At 44.8% G+C, this 17,123-nt stretch carries 15 protein-coding genes; 3 read left to right on the top strand and 12 right to left on the bottom strand.

Going from position 1 to position 17,123, the window contains the following annotated elements; genetic code table 11:
• Positions 1 to 140: 140 nt before the first annotated feature.
• Together QE357_RS06815 and QE357_RS06810 are read left to right on the top strand one after the other, a co-directional pair.
• The gene (locus QE357_RS06815) at positions 141 to 1,373 is read left to right on the top strand and encodes a bifunctional 3,4-dihydroxy-2-butanone-4-phosphate synthase/GTP cyclohydrolase II (protein WP_106635419.1); all 1,233 of its coding nucleotides are present in this window, start codon (positions 141 to 143) and stop codon (positions 1,371 to 1,373) included.
• Between the two features lie 343 nt (positions 1,374 to 1,716).
• Positions 1,717 to 2,301, top strand: coding sequence for a hypothetical protein (locus QE357_RS06810; RefSeq protein ID WP_309706497.1), 585 nt, complete (start codon positions 1,717 to 1,719; stop codon positions 2,299 to 2,301).
• A 396-nt stretch (positions 2,302 to 2,697) separates the two neighbouring features.
• On the opposite strand, the gene QE357_RS06805 is transcribed toward QE357_RS06810, so the two are convergent.
• From QE357_RS06805 to QE357_RS06770, 8 genes are all read right to left on the bottom strand, one after another.
• Entirely contained in the window at positions 2,698 to 3,603 is a 906-nt protein-coding gene (locus QE357_RS06805) for a DUF4249 domain-containing protein (protein ID WP_309706496.1), read from the bottom strand.
• A 7-nt stretch (positions 3,604 to 3,610) separates the two neighbouring features.
• Positions 3,611 to 5,989 carry a TonB-dependent receptor gene (locus QE357_RS06800; RefSeq protein WP_309706495.1) on the bottom strand — a complete coding sequence of 793 codons (2,379 nt, stop codon included), beginning with the start codon at positions 5,987 to 5,989 and terminating at the stop codon, positions 3,611 to 3,613.
• Between the two features lie 172 nt (positions 5,990 to 6,161).
• The gene (locus QE357_RS06795) at positions 6,162 to 7,496 is read right to left on the bottom strand and encodes a DUF4270 family protein (protein WP_106635415.1); all 1,335 of its coding nucleotides are present in this window, start codon (positions 7,494 to 7,496) and stop codon (positions 6,162 to 6,164) included.
• Between the two features lie 64 nt (positions 7,497 to 7,560).
• Entirely contained in the window at positions 7,561 to 7,881 is a 321-nt protein-coding gene (locus tag QE357_RS06790; RefSeq protein ID WP_106635414.1) for a DUF4907 domain-containing protein, read from the bottom strand.
• A 5-nt stretch (positions 7,882 to 7,886) separates the two neighbouring features.
• Positions 7,887 to 8,876 (bottom strand): kelch repeat-containing protein, encoded by a 990-nt coding sequence (locus QE357_RS06785; RefSeq protein ID WP_232793571.1) that lies wholly within the window; start codon positions 8,874 to 8,876, stop codon positions 7,887 to 7,889.
• 558 nt (positions 8,877 to 9,434) lie between these two features.
• Entirely contained in the window at positions 9,435 to 10,154 is a 720-nt protein-coding gene (locus QE357_RS06780) for a response regulator (RefSeq protein WP_309706494.1), read from the bottom strand.
• The gene (locus tag QE357_RS06775; protein ID WP_309706493.1) at positions 10,151 to 11,185 is read right to left on the bottom strand and encodes a histidine kinase; all 1,035 of its coding nucleotides are present in this window, start codon (positions 11,183 to 11,185) and stop codon (positions 10,151 to 10,153) included. The genes QE357_RS06780 and QE357_RS06775 overlap by 4 nt, the downstream gene beginning before the upstream one ends.
• A gap of 569 nt (positions 11,186 to 11,754) precedes the next feature.
• The gene (locus QE357_RS06770; protein ID WP_106635411.1) at positions 11,755 to 12,450 is read right to left on the bottom strand and encodes a head GIN domain-containing protein; all 696 of its coding nucleotides are present in this window, start codon (positions 12,448 to 12,450) and stop codon (positions 11,755 to 11,757) included.
• Between the two features lie 179 nt (positions 12,451 to 12,629).
• Between QE357_RS06770 and QE357_RS06765 the strand changes: the two genes are divergently transcribed.
• Positions 12,630 to 13,517 carry a PorP/SprF family type IX secretion system membrane protein gene (locus tag QE357_RS06765; RefSeq protein ID WP_309706492.1) on the top strand — a complete coding sequence of 296 codons (888 nt, stop codon included), beginning with the start codon at positions 12,630 to 12,632 and terminating at the stop codon, positions 13,515 to 13,517.
• Positions 13,518 to 13,522: 5 nt separating this feature from the next.
• Here QE357_RS06765 and QE357_RS06760 read toward each other — a convergent pair whose 3' ends face one another.
• The 4 genes from QE357_RS06760 to QE357_RS06745 all read right to left on the bottom strand — a co-directional run bounded on the left by QE357_RS06760 (position 13,523) and on the right by QE357_RS06745 (position 17,086).
• Positions 13,523 to 14,470, bottom strand: coding sequence for an alpha/beta fold hydrolase (locus tag QE357_RS06760; RefSeq protein ID WP_309706491.1), 948 nt, complete (start codon positions 14,468 to 14,470; stop codon positions 13,523 to 13,525).
• A 162-nt stretch (positions 14,471 to 14,632) separates the two neighbouring features.
• Positions 14,633 to 16,246, bottom strand: a complete 1,614-nt coding sequence (locus QE357_RS06755; protein ID WP_309706490.1) for a Na+/H+ antiporter — start codon at positions 16,244 to 16,246, stop codon at positions 14,633 to 14,635.
• Between the two features lie 38 nt (positions 16,247 to 16,284).
• Complete coding sequence (locus QE357_RS06750; protein WP_106635408.1) at positions 16,285 to 16,641, bottom strand: VOC family protein; 357 nt, start codon at positions 16,639 to 16,641, stop codon at positions 16,285 to 16,287.
• A 136-nt stretch (positions 16,642 to 16,777) separates the two neighbouring features.
• Positions 16,778 to 17,086 carry a hypothetical protein gene (locus QE357_RS06745; protein WP_157830210.1) on the bottom strand — a complete coding sequence of 103 codons (309 nt, stop codon included), beginning with the start codon at positions 17,084 to 17,086 and terminating at the stop codon, positions 16,778 to 16,780.
• Between the last annotated feature and the right edge of the window lie 37 nt (positions 17,087 to 17,123).

The raw sequence follows: 17,123 nt of genomic DNA, 5'->3' as shown, positions 1-17,123 counted from the left end.
CACCATTTTTTACCGACGAAACCTAACGCCAATTTTGCGTGTTCAGTGTAGTCACAACGCATCAGATCGCCTCAGGCGTATATTTTAAAGCTGATTTTGGCAAAACCCGACATTAAAACTCCGATTATAGGTAAGCAGCCATGGAAGAGAGTCCCATTCAATTAGATCGCATCGAGGATGCTATAGAAGACATTAAAGCCGGAAAGATCATTGTTGTTGTTGACGACGAAGATCGTGAAAATGAAGGCGATTTAATTTGTGCCTCGGAGTTGATCACACCCGAGATGGTCAATTTTATGACCAAGGAAGCCCGGGGCCTCATTTGTGTTCCCCTGACGGAAGAACGTTGCCGGGAACTGGACCTGGATATGATGGTTGGGAATAACACATCCAATCACGAAACAGCCTTCACTGTTTCCGTTGATTTATTAGGGAATGGCTGTACCACCGGAATTTCAGCCTCTGACCGGGCTAAAACGATTCGGGCTCTGGTAGATTCCGAAACGAAACCCGAAGATTTAGGTCGCCCCGGCCATATTTTTCCCCTGAAAGCTCGGGCAGAAGGCGTTTTGCGTCGTCCCGGCCATACCGAAGCTGCAATTGATTTTGCCGTTCTTGCTGGTTTGAAACCTTCCGGTACGCTCATCGAAATTCTGAACGAAGACGGCACGATGGCTCGCTTACCTCAGCTTCGAGCCTTCGCCGATAAATTCGACATGAAACTGGTAAGTATCAAAGATTTGATTGCTTACCGTTTACGCACTGAATCCCTCATCAAACGGGAAATTGGCGTGGATATGCCTACTGAATGGGGCAATTTTAGTCTGATTGCCTACACGCAGGTAGCCACAAACGACACGCATCTGGCTTTGGTGAAAGGCACTTGGGAGGAAGGTGAAGCCATATTGACCCGCGTACACAGCTCCTGCGTAACAGGCGATATCTTCGGCTCCTGCCGTTGTGATTGCGGGGAACAGTTACACCGGGCCATGCAGATGGTAGAAAAAGAGGGCAAAGGTGTAGTGCTCTATATGTTTCAGGAAGGCCGTGGTATTGGTTTGTTGAACAAGCTGAAAGCCTACAAGCTTCAGGAAATGGGCCGCGATACCGTTGAAGCTAACCTTGAGTTAGGCTTCCAGATGGATCAGCGTGATTACGGCGTAGGAGCTCAGATTCTTCGCGATCTAGGCGTTAGCAAACTCCGTCTGATGTCTAATAATCCCAAAAAGCGTTCGGCTTTGGCAGGATATGGAATCGAAATTGTAGAAACCGTGCCCATCGAAATTCCTTCTAATCCCCACAATGAGCGTTATCTGACAACGAAGCGTGATAAAATGGGTCATTTACTGAATGGACTTAAGCCTTTGATTTAATAAGTACTTGATTGATAGTCAACGTTTTACAACCGTACCATGTATGGTTCAATGATGCTAAGAACTTACTTATTACATATATCATTAAATGAAAACGTCTTCTCAAGTTTTGGGAAGACGTTTTTTTATGAATTAATTCCCCTATTAATAACCCCTAACCCTCTGAAAATAAGGACTAAAAAATCGATATTTTCTTTGGAAGTAATCGATAAATTTTGACACATTTGTTTAATTAATCCAATTTTTACTTTGACAAGTACAAAATAAATCAAAGATTATTGGGTATAATACAAAAAGTACCTCTAATAAATTTCTTCAATTCAGTTTCTGAGAAATATTTGCCATGAAAACGTTTACTATCTTAAAATTTGCTTTGGTCAATTGTTACCTTTTGATTGCTACCTTAAGCTTTGCACTTTCAGACCCTGAAACCCACTGGAACTCTGGAAAGGTGCAATTACAAAATGGGGAATGGCTGAGTGGAGAATTGCATTTCAATGCCGATCTGGGTCTTCTGGAGTTTAATCTTGATGGCGTTACTACTGTACTTTCGGCTCATAAAGTAGCGTCCTTCTACTTTTTCGATTATCAGGCCAATCGAATGCGAAATTTCGTCGTCGAGTCTTTCAAGCATAACGATCACTTCGTTCCCACCTTTTTTGAGTTGTTAGTAGACGGGCGAATTCGCTTACTTGGTCGGGAACAAGTCATTCGTGTACCTTTTCAGGAAGAAAAACAAAAGCGGAATGTTTATTACTTCCAGCAACCGAATGGAGAAATTGTAAAGTATAAAGGCCGCCTCAAACAGATTTATAGAACACTAAATGACCGCCGGGAAGACGTAGCTTTTTTTGTTAACCGCGTGAAATGGTACAACTTCGACGAAAAACCCGTGGTAGAGTTATTTCGCTATTGTAACTCTTTGTAGTTGTTCGTTGATGGGTATTAGTTATTGGATTAACAACTAATAAATCACTGGTGCGAGATTGCATCTCATTCCTCAAAAACGCCACGTTCCTGCCTGCCATTCTCCTGAAGCCTGTCATTCAGAGCGAAGCGAAGGACCTTATTGACTTAAGGAACTTACTTGGTCTTGAAAACTGCCAAAGTCGTTCGGCTCTAGCCGATAGGAGGCGAATCAGTAGCTATCCACAAAAAACGGGCCACGCTGGTAGCAATAAAGCATGTCCCTTTTCACCTCTGGTGTGAGACTGCCTCTTGTTCCAACAAAAACGGCAGGTTTTCACCTGCCGTTAGTCTTTTATAATTATCCCAAAGTGTTTCCCCTTTTTAGTTCAGTAACTACAACCTACTTCAGCAAAAATCAGGGTTTTGGAATGGCGTTTTCCCGTTTAAAAACCGTTGATCGGCGACTGACCGCCGAAGCTCCAAACCAGCCCATCGCTCTTGGGCCATCGGCTCTTTTGTTGGAGATATTGGTGGGAACGTTGGCTGGAGCCGTAGCAAACAAGCCTTGATTTCCCGCCTCTGACCGAACTGCGTTAATAAATTCGTGCGTGGCTGGGGTAATACTAAATAACTCTACCCGAAGGGAGTCATTTTCGCTGAACAGCTTATTCAGATTGATGGACCGACGAATCGGGAGAATAAAAACCAGACCATCGGTGCTTCCGCCTTTGCTGAAGCCACCATCGTAAGAAATGTTCAGGTCGGTTGCTTTTCTATCGTACCGTGTTCCGTTTTTATAGGCTTTAATCCAGTAACAATCATCGGACCCTTTAAAATCAGTACTGTAAAACTCGGCTACATAGCCTTCTTTCGGACTATCCTCAGCCACGAAAGTGGGCTTATCATAATAATACGTGATCGAGTCAATGGGGGGCACGCGTTTTACCTGCGTTTGAGCTTCGTAGGTTTCGTTATTATACATTACCGTCAGTTTGTAACTACCCCCTACGCGACCAATCGCTTCTTTGGCGACAGGCTTCCAGGTATACGTTCCATTCCGGGCCTCATCCAGAAAAGTATACACTTTCCCCTGATCATCCGTAACCGTTACGGTGGCTCCAGTGGCGGGTAAAGCCCGTGAGTTATCAAAGTAATTCTGAGAAAGTGTTAACTTAATATACTGAGGTGCAGACTGATCGGTTACCCAGCCATCGATTACTAATCGGGTCGGGGCCGTTTCAGTTTTTAAGTTAATAACGTCCTCACAAGACATCAAAGAAATGCTCAGTAAAAGCAGAAGAAAAAAACTATATCGTTTCATGGTTGAATCAGAACTTAAAGTTGTAGGTAATAGAAGGAATCAGCGAGCCTAGTACGGCATAACGAACGGCTTCGGTGCGAAGCGGATCGTTCTCATTCTGCCGAACAAAAACCGAGAAAGGATTCCGACGATTATAAACGTTGTAAATCGAATACACCCACTCGGCATCGCCTTTGCCAAAGAGCTTCTTCTTCGCCTTACGCGTTACCGATAAATCCAGTCGATGGTACCAGGGAATACGGCTTCCATTACGGCTATCGTAATAGTTATCGCCGATGATGATTTCCTGACCCGGTTCTCCCCCACTCCATTCACTTCGGCTGGTGGGATACGTGGCAGGCGTTCCCGAGGAAGCAGCGAAGTTTGCCGAGAATGAAAGCCGGTCGTTCACTTGATAAATTCCTACGGCTGTCAGGTTATGCGTTTTATCAAAACGAGCCGCAAACCAGTTATTATTATTGATCCCGTCCACCAGACGCTCCGTGCGAGCCAGCGTATAACTCACCCAGCCCGTCAGTTTTCCTTCGTTTTTCTTGAGGTAGAACTCGGCTCCATAAGCACGACCTTTGCCGTATAATAAATCTCCTTCAACAAATCGATTCAACAACAAATCCGAACGACGCACGTAATCAATCTGATTTTGCAGGTCTTTGTAATATCCTTCAATGCTAAATTCGTAAGCGTTATTTTTAAAGTTCTGGAACCAGCCCAAAGCTACTTGGTCGGCCAGTTCGGGTTTGATATTCGACGAAGAAAGGGTCCAGACATCCAGCGGTGACGAAGCAGCCGTGTTGCTCAGTAAATGCAGGTATTGAGCCATACGGTTGTAACTCATTTTAATCGATGCATTCGAGTTGACCTGAACTTTGGCTGAGAATCGAGGCTCCCAGTTACCATAGTTCTTCAGGACACCACTTTCCACGCGAGTGCCGGGCAATTGCGGTTCCAGGTGATCACCGGGCGTGGTGGGAAGGTAGGTAATCAAATCGCCCGGAGCCAGACTTCTGAACATGGAATACCGAAGTCCATATTGCAGGGTTAATAGCTTTCCTATGCGTTGCTCATTAGCCACGTATAGAGCCGACTCATCTCCTCGGCGTCCTTCCAGACTAATATCAACGGTTTCTCCTACCGAACGGGCGATGGCCTTACCCGGAGCTGAATCATAATAAATGTACTGTCCCCCGAAGGTTAACTGATTACTGGGCGTCAGGAAGTACGTGAAGTCTGCTTTGCCACTCGCACTTTTGATTTGCGAATTCCACTTGAAGCTATCCCGTGGACTGGTATCAGCTCCTAAAGAATACTTGTAGTTGGAGTAATAACCGGTTACATTCAGGAACAGGCGGTTACTAAAGATGTGATTCCAACGCGTCGAGACGGTACCATTTCCCCAGTTAAAACCAAAATCACCGCCACCAAAGTTATCCCGGCCAAAGTAACCCGAAACGTAGAAGGTATTATTGTCATTAAGCTGGTAATTACCTTTAGCAGTCAGATCGTAGAAATTAAAAACGGCCCCTTTCAAATCTCCCTTTAAAAAGGGTTTAGCCAGAATATCCGCGTACGAACGGCGACCTGCCACAATGAAGGAACCCTTGCCATTAAAAATGGGACGTTCGTAAGTTAACCGGCTGAAGATTAATCCAAGTCCCCCTTCAATCTGCTGTTTCTTAGAGTTTCCTTCTTTCATCCGAACATCCAGAATTGAAGAAATCCGGCCCCCGTAATTGGCGGGAATTCCGCCTTTGACAAGCTTTACATCTTTAACGGCATCTGGGTTGAAAACGGAGAAAAAGCCAAACAGGTGTGAAGAGTTGTAAACCGGAGCTTCATCCAGCAAAATCAGGTTTTGCCCTACATCGCCACCGCGAACGTTAAAGCCGGAAGCTCCCTCGCCCACCGTCGAAACGCCCGGCAGCAACTGAATACTTCGCACTAAATCGACCTCGCCCAGCAAAGCAGGCATTTGTTTAATCGTCTTGATGTCAACTTTATTAACCGACATCTCCACCGATTTTACGTTTTCGTCTGCTGCCTGACTTCGTACGACGACATCCTGTAGTTGGATGCCTTCATCCTTCATTTCCAGGTTTAGCGTAACGTCCTTTTGAGTCAAATCCACTTGCTTTTCCTGACGCTGATACCCCACAAAACTGTACACCAGCGTATAGTTTCCTTTGGGCAGGGTAATGGAGTAAAAGCCGTAGCTATTCGTAGCGGCTCCGGTGGCTTTTTCTTTCACGAAAACCGAAACGCCAATGAGTCCTTCGCCGTTAGCGGCATCTTTGACATAACCGGAAATTGTTGCTTTTTCAATAGATTGGCCCAAAGCTGTTTGTACGAAAAAACAGCCCAATAACCAGAGGGGAAGAAGTTGTTTCATAAGTTGTTGATAAAACCAGGGGGTTATGGCTTTAAAAACCACCCTAGCGGATAGATTGTAAAATACGACCAAAGATGGGGCGTATGTACTGAAGGTTGTACTTTTTTGTGATAACTGGAGAATACCAGCGATTGCTGGATAAAAAAAATCCCCGGAGCTACCGGGGATTTTTTTATCGATTGCGATTGGTGTAGTAAAGCACGAGCCTTACCCGATCGGAGGAATAATTTCGATTCCCCAGCGATGTTCGCGAGAAATTCAGATACTGTTGAGCTCCTACGCCGGGTGTCAGAATGATGGGAGCTAACTGCGTTTTGCCCGACATCAACTGATTAAAGTAGTTCGTTACATTGAATGTGTAATGATCTTTTGTTTCATATATCGAACTTTCCGTCGTATAGGTGGCCGAAACGGGAGTTAACGAATTAGTGATCGTTTCGATAGGCTGACTGGTAAGGATATCATTTACCGCATTCGTCTTGTACAAGTACAAAGTATTGGGAGGCAGTGCATTATCTCTAAAGTTCGTTCGAACGGGATCGAATATTAACTCCGCCCGATTCACTCCTAAGATCGCATCTCTACTCATCAATACATTGTCGAAGTAGGGGAACTCAACCCGCGTCCGTAAAGGTCCGCCCTGCGTAATGTAAGCGACATTTCCAGTCAGTGAACTATTCACAGCATCCGAACGATTTTTCAGATTTGCCAAGGGCGTACCTTTATAATCAAAGCCGTAACGTGTATAATGCTTGTAAGAAAAATCAATGTCTATTTTCTCTGACGTTACGGTCGTAGAGCTATTATCATGGAAATAGAGTCGGATGAGACTTCTACCCGTATTGACACCAAAGCCTACGATAACATTTCCAGCCGAAGATCCTTTGAACGCTAAGCCAGGTAAGACCTGCTGAAGCGTTTCATCATCACGAATGGTGCGAGTCTTTAATCGGTCAAAAAGAATGGCTCCCAATGAATCCTTACGGATGCGAACAGTGGGGGTTCCTCCTTTGCCGGGATAAAAGCTTTTTTCTGCCAGCGGTTGCGTTGCATAACGAGCAGACGTATTCGTATTGTAATAAAGCGTACCGGAAGCTAAGGGCGTCGTCATGACGTGAGCACTTAGCTTAAAGGTCTGAACACTATCCCCATACGAATAAGACAGGGGTAAAATCAGAACGGTAGAGTCAAGTACAATTGAAGATGCTCTGGTATTCAGAGTATTACTGGGAAATGTAGGAGAAGCGAAAGCGGTAAATTCCTGCACACCCGTATTGGCATCCCTCCAACGACCTGCATATATCATGGAATCCGCAGAAGTTATAGCCGTATCCGTTACGGCTACTGTGGATAGTTTTACGGTAAACGTATCAACCATCACCACCGAAAGATTCGCGTCAGGAATAACTTCAGAACCTAAATTAAGGTCTCCTTTCTGGCAACTCCCTAATACATAGAGCAAACTTGCTACAAAGCATAGCAATAGCCAGGATTTCCTATTCTTCATTGATTATTTTTTGAGTAAACAAAACCGGGAGCAGGCAATCTACCCACTCCCGCTTTTTACTTGCTTAGGGTATTTCTACACCCAGTTCCTTAAGTTCTTCAACTGTTAGTGAAGGAGGGAATTCTTGGTTTTCTATTTTATGCAGAACCAGTTTACCGGCAGCTTCTGCCTGTTCTGCATCTTTGAACCCTTTTTCACCATCAATGCCCGGAATCATGGGCTGACGGATGTAAGGTTTCCCTTGGTTACTGATCTGATATCCCCAGCCGATGTCCGTCTTAAAAACAGAGACTTCATAAGAAGAGGAACGGGATTTCCAGAAATAGAAACTTACCGCGACCAGGCCAATAATGAATAAAAACCAAACCCAACGCTTTCTAAACATGGCTATTATTCAGCAACAACCCGCTGTTTGGAAGGATCGAAAGCATAAATATCATCATAACGGGTACTTGAACCACCCGTAGTGATGTATCCAATGTTATTAATGGAGAAGCTTACGGCTAAAGATCTGATAGATGGCTTCACTTTCCAGGAACCTGTAGAAATATCCTGAACTTTTGTCCAGATATCAGTAGCGGGATCATAAGACCATACGAAAGAATCTCCACCTTCACCCATTAACAGATAACCGATGTTTCCAATTACAAAAGTACTAGCATTTCTGCGGGCAATCGTGGATTGATCAGAAGTAAAGTCCAGTTTTTGCGTCCAAACTTTCGTGGCTGGATCATATACCCACCAATCTCTCTGGCTAGAACCGTTGTTCTCACCCGTGCCAACGTAAGCAACATTGTTAATAACCATTGACACTGCTCCGCGACGTTTCACACCAGCGTAGCTCGTTTCTTTAGTCCAGGCGTCAGCAGCGGGATCATAAGAATAGATATCGTTCACATAGTTACCATCATAACCTGTTCCAACATATCCTTTATTATTGATTACAAACGATACAGAACCAGAACGAGCACTACCCATATAATCGGCAATTTTCGTCCACTTATTCGCTGTGGGATCGTATGAATAAAAGTCTTTTAAGTATTGGTTGTTCGCATTTTGACCCAAGCCAACGTAACCTTTGTTATTGGCAGTGAAGCCAGATCCTAATGCACGGGCAACACCGGGGAAGTTCGCTTTCTGAGTCCAGGTATTCAACTGAGAATCGTACTCCCACATGTCAGATAAACGCTCACTGTTGCTATTTAAACCTGTGGCAACATATGCCTTCGTTCCAATAACAAAGCTGGCAGCACCTCCACGGGCTACTCCTTCAAAGTCTGATTTGCGAGTCCAGTCACCAAACTCAGTGGTGTCGTTGTTTTTGCCACAAGAAAAACCGATGGCTGCTAAACCAGCAATCATTAAAAGGGAACGGTTCATAGACCGGAATCCACGAGAAATACTACGCACAGAGGTGGGATTTGAAAAAATAGACATCATTGAAAAGTCAGACCGTTTCATTTAATTCGGTATGATGAAAAAGTTGATTAATAGATTAGTCCACTCGTAAGCTCCGCTTGATCGGTACCTTCGCTTTCTAATCCGGGAATGTATGTAATGGAGTGATTCACTGGAATCATGCTCAGTTATACAAATCCTTTTTACTTGTCAGCTTTCGCCTAATAAAAACGCAAAAGTAATCTTATGTTTTTAGGAAATAAAACCCTCAGTCGAAAAGCTGCTTCCGCTCGTCATTTTCAACTCCGATTTATCGCCCTTCTTTCCTTTGACCTTTTCCCGTTTTCTAGGATGCAGCTTTGATAAACTACTGATTAAAAGAACATTACCCATTAAAAAACAATAACTCTCTTACCTTTAAGTATCCTTTCCCGAAAACTTCATTCTTTTCAGGACTCGGAAATAAATTCTACTTCAGGCTAATCACTAGCTTTATTAACGTTGCTGGCGGCTTTTATTGTACGGTTTTTCCGAAAAAAGCTACTCGTGTTTGTTTACCTGTAACACTTCCAGTATCTGAGGCAGGTACTGTTCACTGACCGGAATGCTGTTCCCTGCGACGGTAATCTTCAGTTTCCGAATGGCATCCACCCGATCGGTCGCAATGATGTACGAACGATGCACGCGTAAAAATGCCGGAGCAGGTAATATTTCTTCCAGGTTTTTTAGGGTCATCCGGGTAATAACCGGGCGACTATGAACCGTGGTATGAATCTTCACATAGTCTTTCAGTCCTTCAATGTATAAAATCGTTGGAACCTGGATTTTCACCAGTGAGTAATCGGCATGGACAAAAAAATGGTCTTCCGCCGGAGCCGTCGTCACCGCAGCCTTCGTGCGGCTAAAAAATTCTCTGGCTTTTTCTGTCGCCTGTAAAAAACGAGCCATTGGTACGGGCTTCAGCAGGTAATCGAGGACATTCAGGTTAAAACCTTCGAGAGCGTATTGCTCATAAGCGGTCACAAATATAACCTGAGGCCGTTGCGTCAGAGATTTCAGAAATTGCGTGCCCGTGAGGCCCGGCATCTGAATGTCCATGAACAATAAATCAACCGTTTCACGATTGATTACTTCCAGTGTTTCCAGGGCATCTTCGCAGGTGGCAACCAGCTCCAGGTACGGTACTTTGTTAATATTATCGGCGAGTAAGGCCAAAGCCAGTGGCTCGTCATCTACGGCTACGCAGCGGATTTTATTCATGAAAACATTAGGGTTAATTGAACTTCATACCAGCCCTCCGACTCCACGATGTTGAGTTCGTGTTGGGGATAGAGCAAATTCAGTCGTCGTTCTACGTTTTTCAACCCAATACCAGAACGATGATCTTTCGGGTCATCAGGTTGCATGCTTACTTTATTTTTTACCAGAAAATACAAAATATCCTCTTCAATGCTCAGTTGAACACTAATCGTAGGCTGATGAATCATGCCGATTCCGTGCTTGAACGCATTCTCGACAAAAGGAATCAGTAACATAGGTTCAATCGAATGATTCCCGTTAATGGGCCCCGTGTTAAAGCCTACCTGTACTTTTTTTCCCAGACGGAGGGTTTGCAGATCAATGTAACTTTTCAGATAGCTAACTTCCTTATCAATTGGCACTTTCGCTTCATCCGATTCGTATAGCATGTATCGCATTAACTCGGCTAGCTGAATAGTGGCGGGCTCTACAGACTCGGGTTTGAACCGAGCCAGCGATACAATACTATTCAGAATGTTAAAGAGAAAATGAGGACTAATCTGAGAACGGAGAAAACTCAGTTCAGACTTGAGCCGCTCGTTTTCACGTTCTTTCTCGGATTGTTGTTTTCGGTGAAAATCGTTCAGAATCTGATACGTCGTACTTAACGAAAAAATGAATAATACCGGAAAAATGGTTCCCAGCATAAACCGGACGTTGGTCAGATCAGACTCCAGGGACTGCGAGCGTAACCCCACCGAAATCAGAAACATCACCAGCACCGAACTGGCTACCGTTACCAGGTACACGCCAATGCCTCTTTTCTCCAGTACTTTAGGAATCAGTATCTTGGTATTCAGATAGAAGAATAGAACCGCCATCAGGTTTAGGGCCACCATGTAACTGGGTTCGGGCGGTTTGCCCGACGGTGGCCGATGAGGTCTGGGCTGCGGCGGAAATACCAAAGGCCAAACCACGAACAGGCTCCAAAATAGCACCTGAAGCAGGCTTCGCCAGGCTCTTGAAATACGTATTGAAAAAGGGGTAACCATCTAAGGGTAAACTACTTATTCGATTTGAAAAGTATGTAAGTTCCACAAAAGATGCCATACCCCCTGCATCCCGCGATGAGAATCTTCCTTTTTTCGACGGGAATACCTAAAAAACCGATCAGCTCTAAAAGACTTTGCAAAATCCATAATCGACGAACGCTATGTAAGTCATGGCTTTTAGAACCTTCATCAGTTAAAAATGGGAAGGCAAGTAAGTGCCTTCGCTTTGTGATGAAAGAGCAGTGGGGTATAAACAACGCTCCTTAAACTGTCCTCTCGAACGAAGTGAGAGATCTTCTGTAGAATGGGACGGCGTGAGGGGTAGTAAAGTTTCTATAGAGTCAAGTAAGCTCGTAAACCTATTATAAGGTTCTTCGCTTCACTCTGAATGACAGACTCGGGGAGATGGCAGACAGGAACCTGCCTTTTTAGAAAAGAAATGGAATCTCGCACCAGTGGTGCAGGGAGACGGTTCGATAATCTCCCTGCTTTATCCAAATTGTCATATTCAGACCCTGTCTAAGGCCAAAACGGCTTTTCTTAGAGCTGATCGGCTTTTATACTAGGAATTAATCCCGGCGTACTGTACTTCCGCCTGAGCTTTGCACATCCATTCTGGGATTACCCCGGTACCATAATGCACTGGCTCCGGCGGCTCTTACTTTCAGATTTTGAGAAGCGGTTACTTCGGCCTTACTCGCCCCTGACAAATCCACGGCAGCATCATAGACTGGAAACTCAAAGGCATCCAGCTCCGAAGCTCCCGACAGAATAACATCCATTTGGTTCGCATACCCCTCTAATTCCAGCTCGCTGGCTCCCGAAAGATCTGCGGTGAGAAAGTCAACTGTTCCACTAAACCATAGCTCAGAAGCTCCTGAGAGTCTTACATCTACCTGAGGTTCCTGCTCAAAGCCTGTAATATCGGCCTCTACTGCTCCCGAAAAATCTACCGATTCCAGATAAGGCATGGTAATCTCCAGCTCCATGTCATACTGCCGATTACGATTATGTCGGTAACTAATGCGTAACTCATCATTTACTTTTCGAACATCCAGATCATCTACATCGGCCCGGTGACCGTGGGCAACGATGCGATACGCATTCCCCTGAACGACAGAAACCTTTAAGCCATTACTCATGGCGAGGCGATCGAAGTTGTTCAGCGAAAAATCGGCAAAGGTTTCATCATAAGGTCCAACATTATCCCGGCTACAGGAATTCAGGGCGAGGAGGGTAACGCCCCAGACTAGATACTTTTTCATGGCTTTATCAGAAACTATAGATAGATTGAATACATAAACTTCTCTCGAAACGCATCATTAGTCTACGTTATTGGGATGAATAACTAGTTTTCTTGGGTAAGTGGTTTTTTGAAAAGTCGTTTTATACTCCCTTTTTCATTCGGCTCTGCTTATATTTCGTTTTCCAATCAACCACTGGTATGCGTTTACTTGTACTAATCTGTCTGGTTTTCCTTTCTGAAATTGCTTCGGCTCAGTTAGAAGCAGCGTATAGCTCCTACCCTTTCAACCCGCTGGCTATTAACCCCGCTTACGCCGGAAGTCGCGACGTAACGAGTCTGACGTTCATCAATCGCCGTCGCTCGGTGTTTTATCGAAATACTTATAGTTCTCAATATTTTGCCTTTGATGCTCCGGCGGGAGAAAAGTTTGCGGTTGGCTTCCAGGCTTTCCGGGACCCTTATTCCGTTGCGTCTGTAGGTTTTTACGGAACCGGAGCCTATCGTCACCGGATTTCGGAAAATGAAATGCTATCAATCGGAGCTCAGGTGGGGATAACGCAGGTGGTTCCACCCAACAATTTTATTGGTAATAATGTGTATCCCGTCAGTGCCGGATTAGGGGTTCAGTATAAAACGCCACGTTATTACGCCGGACTTTCAGCCCAAAATCTGGTCGGTTCTAATAATTACTACGATAATCTTCGACCTGTTTTTCTGACGGGTGGCTATCTTTTTGATGTGTCGGAAGAAGTAAAGCTCAAGCTAGCTACGCTCGTTCGCGGACAGACACTTGAATCCCGTTTTAAGGCCAATGCTGACGTTAATGCAACGGTGTGGATAAAGCAGGTTGGGATTGGACTTTGGTATCAAAGTACGCTCAAAACGCTGGGTGGACGAAGTGGCATTCTCGGAACCGCCGAAGTTCAGTTGGGGGATCGCTTCCGCGTAGGAGCCAGTTACGATTTCAATTCTACCCAAACCGGAAGCTTCGGCTTTAATACCACAGAAAGTACGATCTGGCAGTTTTTCCTACGGTATGAGTTTGACAACGGAACTGGTAAAGTCGGACAGATGCGGTATTTTTAATGCACTCACTGATTCAGGAATTCAGTAACTTCTTTTTTCCATTTATCCGTTTCATGACGGCAGAACGACTGGTGACCCGATTCTTCGTAGATCACCAGTTTTTTGTTTGTAGAGCCCAGGTTCTTGAAAATACGGCCCGTTTCAGCCTGCGAAACCCGTGGGTCACTGCGGCCCCATTGCAACAATACCGGCATCTCAAACTGTTTTGCGTAAGTGGCAGGCTGATAGGCCGCCCCATCCATATCCCGCTCCAAACTTCCGTAGAAAAGTAACAGACTCGTGATGGGTTGCACCGGAATATGCAGCGACCGCAGTCGACCTTTAATGGCCTCTTCCAGCGTTCCGAAAGGACATTCAATGATTACCTTTTTAGGTTTTAATGCATACTCCGGTACGGCTTTTAAAATGGTAGCCGCTCCCATCGACATCCCCCAAAGGATAATATTCGATTCGCCTCTGGCTTTTACCCAATTATACACCGTTCGAAGATCATCGGTTTCCTTGTATCCAATCGTACAGATATTTCCCTCGGACTGCCCATGAGCCCGAAAATCAAAGAGAACCGTCTGGTAACCTGATTTATGAAAAGAACGGGCTTCCGCCAGCACCCGCGATTTATTGGAACCATGTCCATGCCAAAGAATAACCGTGCCTTTCGATTTTCCCCGAGCCGGACTAACCCAGCCCACCAGTGTTTGCTGAGCCGTATTCTTTAAGCGAACGGTTTGATAAGGGAAATCAGGCTTTTCTTTCACCGGACGCTTAGGAGCCCGAAAACCAAATAAGGCAGCAGAAATTTTCTCTCCGGCAGACATCTGCTCAGGGCGGCGAAAAACAGCCTCCTGCGGCTCGTAGAAATACGTAAATCGATACGCCTGAAAAGCCATCAGAACGTTGAAAAACAGGAAAAGAACCAGCAAAAACCAGCCAAGAAAACGTAACGTTTTTTTCATGATTAATACGCTGCCCTCTGAAATAATAAGTAGTTAATCGTTTTTAGCCGCTTCAGTTATTAGTTTACAGTCTAATAGTCAGCATTTTATAAACGAACCTTCTCTTATTGAGTTATTACAAGAACTTAACTGCAACTATTTACCAGTAAATCCTATCCCTCTCTATTTGACCATTTCCATCTGTAAACGAGTCTCCTCGATATCCAGCTCGGCTTCTATTTTTCTTAAAATCTCTTCGCTTACTGTTCCTTTACGATGAAGCTGGCTAATTACTTTTCGCTCCACTTCAATAACGTCCAATTGTACTTGCGTGAACTGATTGAAAACCCGCAGGGCCCGGTTATCAGAAGTAGCCCATTCGGTCCTGGGAAGTTCGGTATGCTGAAGCCGTTCAAAACGATTCTGGTAACTATTTCGAATTCGATTTAACACTACATGATCAATGTCCTGCAAGTTATTTTCGATGTGTACCATTACTTCGCTGATGATCTGCGAACGTACCTCGTATTCTTCCGCCAGCAGGGAGTATTTCGGAATTTTCAGCTTACGAATAACCCAGGGAAGCGTTAATCCCTGAGCCACCAGCGTAACCATAATCACGCAGAATGTCAGAAAAATAATCAGGTTTCGGTTCGGGAAAAGCTCTCCTGAAGGAATGGTTAAGGGAATGGACAAAGCAATGGCCATGGACACTACCCCTCGCATGCCTGACCAGCCGATAATAATCAGGTTCCGGCGGTCCAGCAACTCCCGTTCGTCTTTTTTATGAAAAAGAAATTTCGGTCGAATAGACGCAGGTAATACCCAGATAAACCGAACGACGATCACCGTTAAGCTTACTAACAAGCCATATTTCATAAGAATGAGCGTGCCGTGAGTCGTTACCATGTCCAGATCCGTCATGACTACCCGAAGCTGTAAACCCAAGAGAATAAACACGAGTCCGTTCAGGATAAAGCCCACCACTTCCCAGACGGAATTGGCCTGAATCCGGGATTCGGTCGAGAACATTTCCGAAGAACGATACGATAAGTACAAACCGGTAGTTACTACCGCCAGAACGCCAGAAGCGTGGAAATGCTCAGCCAGCAGGTACGAAGCGAAGGGGGTTAATAAGGTAAGCGTTACTTCGACCAGAGACTCGCAAACAAAATATTTATGGATCAGGTACAGGACATAACCCACCAGCAAGCCACAAGCTACGCCAACAATTACAACGATAAAAAACTGTAATCCGGCATCCCAGAAATTAAAAGCTCCGGTTAAAATAGCGGCCAGAGCGTAGCGATAAACAATCAGTCCGCTGGCATCATTCAATAAGCTTTCTCCTTCCAGAATGCTGATGATCCGTGGGTTCAAGCCTAAGCCTTTCGTAACCGACGAAGCAGCAACGGCATCGGGAGGCGACACAATAGCTCCTAACAAAAAGGCCTCCGCCCAACTGATATTCGGGATCATGGAATGCACCACCCAGCCTACGCAAAGGGTGGTGAAAACAACCAAGCCGACTGCCGCCATGGTTATCGGGCGGATATTGGCCTTGAATTCATGCCAACTGGATTTCCAGGCCGCTTCGTATAGCAAAGGCGGCAGGAAAATGAAAAAGATAATGTCGGGATTCAGAACCAGCGTTGGTAAGCCGGGAATCTGGCTTACGATAAGGCCCACCAGAACTAAAGCGATGGGAAAGGGAAAATGACTACGAAAGCTAAAAACGGCTAGAAAGGTGACGCCAAAGAGTAATAATACGATAAGCTCAACAACCTCGATACCCATGAATGTTCGATTAATGATCCTGGAATTAGGCGGAAATTTTAGCTGAAATGAGGGTTAACGATGATGCCCAGGCAATTCCCGAACGGATCCCAGACGGTAGCCACCCAAATATCTCCGCCTACTTCATGCGGAGCTTCGTGTTCGGTGGCTCCCAGCGATACTAACCGTTGATAGGACTCATGAATGTTTTCAACTGCCCAATAGGTGATTACTGAAGCTTTTTCAGGATACGGCGTATCGGTCGGGTGCAATCCTAACTCAAAACCTCCGACGTTGAAACCCACATAGAAAGGCTCATCGAAATAGGGAGGTGTTGCTAACACTTCGGAATACCAGTTTTTAGCTTTAGAAAGATCATCAACGAGATAAACGGTGGTACGGAGTCCCTGAAGCATAGATTGATTGGTTTGATGACCTAAAGTAATAAGATTTTCGATAGTAAATGAAACAAGATATGCTTAATACAGGCCCATTAACGCAAAAGCGGCTCGCCCTTAGGGGCAAGCCGCTTTTTATAACTTTCAGAATACCTTAAGCTAATTCTGCTTCTCTTGAACTTCTTCTTCTCTTTCTCGAGATTTCCATCTTTACCGGTTCGTTATCAGGAGTACTTTCTCGTAAGAAAAAAGTTCCGCTACAATGCCGACAACGGTAATACTTCAAAGGAATAAAGCCCGCCAGTTTTTTAACATGTTCAGGGCGATTGATTCGCTCAATGTGAATAGATGTTTTGCAGCTTTTACATTCGCACTTGCCTTGCATTTTTGAAACTAACCACACCATGTAAATAACATAGCCACTTAGTAATGCAACGCCTCCGATAATAAAGATCCCAGTCATAGTTAAACTTATAGTGGACGGACAGATGATAGGAATC

This window comes from Siphonobacter sp. SORGH_AS_0500, from assembly GCF_031453245.1.
Taxonomy (GTDB): domain Bacteria; phylum Bacteroidota; class Bacteroidia; order Cytophagales; family Spirosomataceae; genus Siphonobacter.
This window is presented reverse-complemented; position numbering and strand designations above follow the sequence as displayed.

Coding starts and splice junctions, on each gene's coding strand:
- QE357_RS06815 (WP_106635419.1), top strand. CDS start 141: ATGGAAGAGAGTCCCATTCAATTAGATCGCATCGAGGATGCTATAGAA.
- QE357_RS06810 (WP_309706497.1), top strand. CDS start 1,717: ATGAAAACGTTTACTATCTTAAAATTTGCTTTGGTCAATTGTTACCTT.
- QE357_RS06805 (WP_309706496.1), bottom strand. CDS start 3,603: ATGAAACGATATAGTTTTTTTCTTCTGCTTTTACTGAGCATTTCTTTG.
- QE357_RS06800 (WP_309706495.1), bottom strand. CDS start 5,989: ATGAAACAACTTCTTCCCCTCTGGTTATTGGGCTGTTTTTTCGTACAA.
- QE357_RS06795 (WP_106635415.1), bottom strand. CDS start 7,496: ATGAAGAATAGGAAATCCTGGCTATTGCTATGCTTTGTAGCAAGTTTG.
- QE357_RS06790 (WP_106635414.1), bottom strand. CDS start 7,881: ATGTTTAGAAAGCGTTGGGTTTGGTTTTTATTCATTATTGGCCTGGTC.
- QE357_RS06785 (WP_232793571.1), bottom strand. CDS start 8,876: ATGAACCGTTCCCTTTTAATGATTGCTGGTTTAGCAGCCATCGGTTTT.
- QE357_RS06780 (WP_309706494.1), bottom strand. CDS start 10,154: ATGAATAAAATCCGCTGCGTAGCCGTAGATGACGAGCCACTGGCTTTG.
- QE357_RS06775 (WP_309706493.1), bottom strand. CDS start 11,185: ATGGTTACCCCTTTTTCAATACGTATTTCAAGAGCCTGGCGAAGCCTG.
- QE357_RS06770 (WP_106635411.1), bottom strand. CDS start 12,450: ATGAAAAAGTATCTAGTCTGGGGCGTTACCCTCCTCGCCCTGAATTCC.
- QE357_RS06765 (WP_309706492.1), top strand. CDS start 12,630: ATGCGTTTACTTGTACTAATCTGTCTGGTTTTCCTTTCTGAAATTGCT.
- QE357_RS06760 (WP_309706491.1), bottom strand. CDS start 14,470: ATGAAAAAAACGTTACGTTTTCTTGGCTGGTTTTTGCTGGTTCTTTTC.
- QE357_RS06755 (WP_309706490.1), bottom strand. CDS start 16,246: ATGGGTATCGAGGTTGTTGAGCTTATCGTATTATTACTCTTTGGCGTC.
- QE357_RS06750 (WP_106635408.1), bottom strand. CDS start 16,641: ATGCTTCAGGGACTCCGTACCACCGTTTATCTCGTTGATGATCTTTCT.
- QE357_RS06745 (WP_157830210.1), bottom strand. CDS start 17,086: ATGACTGGGATCTTTATTATCGGAGGCGTTGCATTACTAAGTGGCTAT.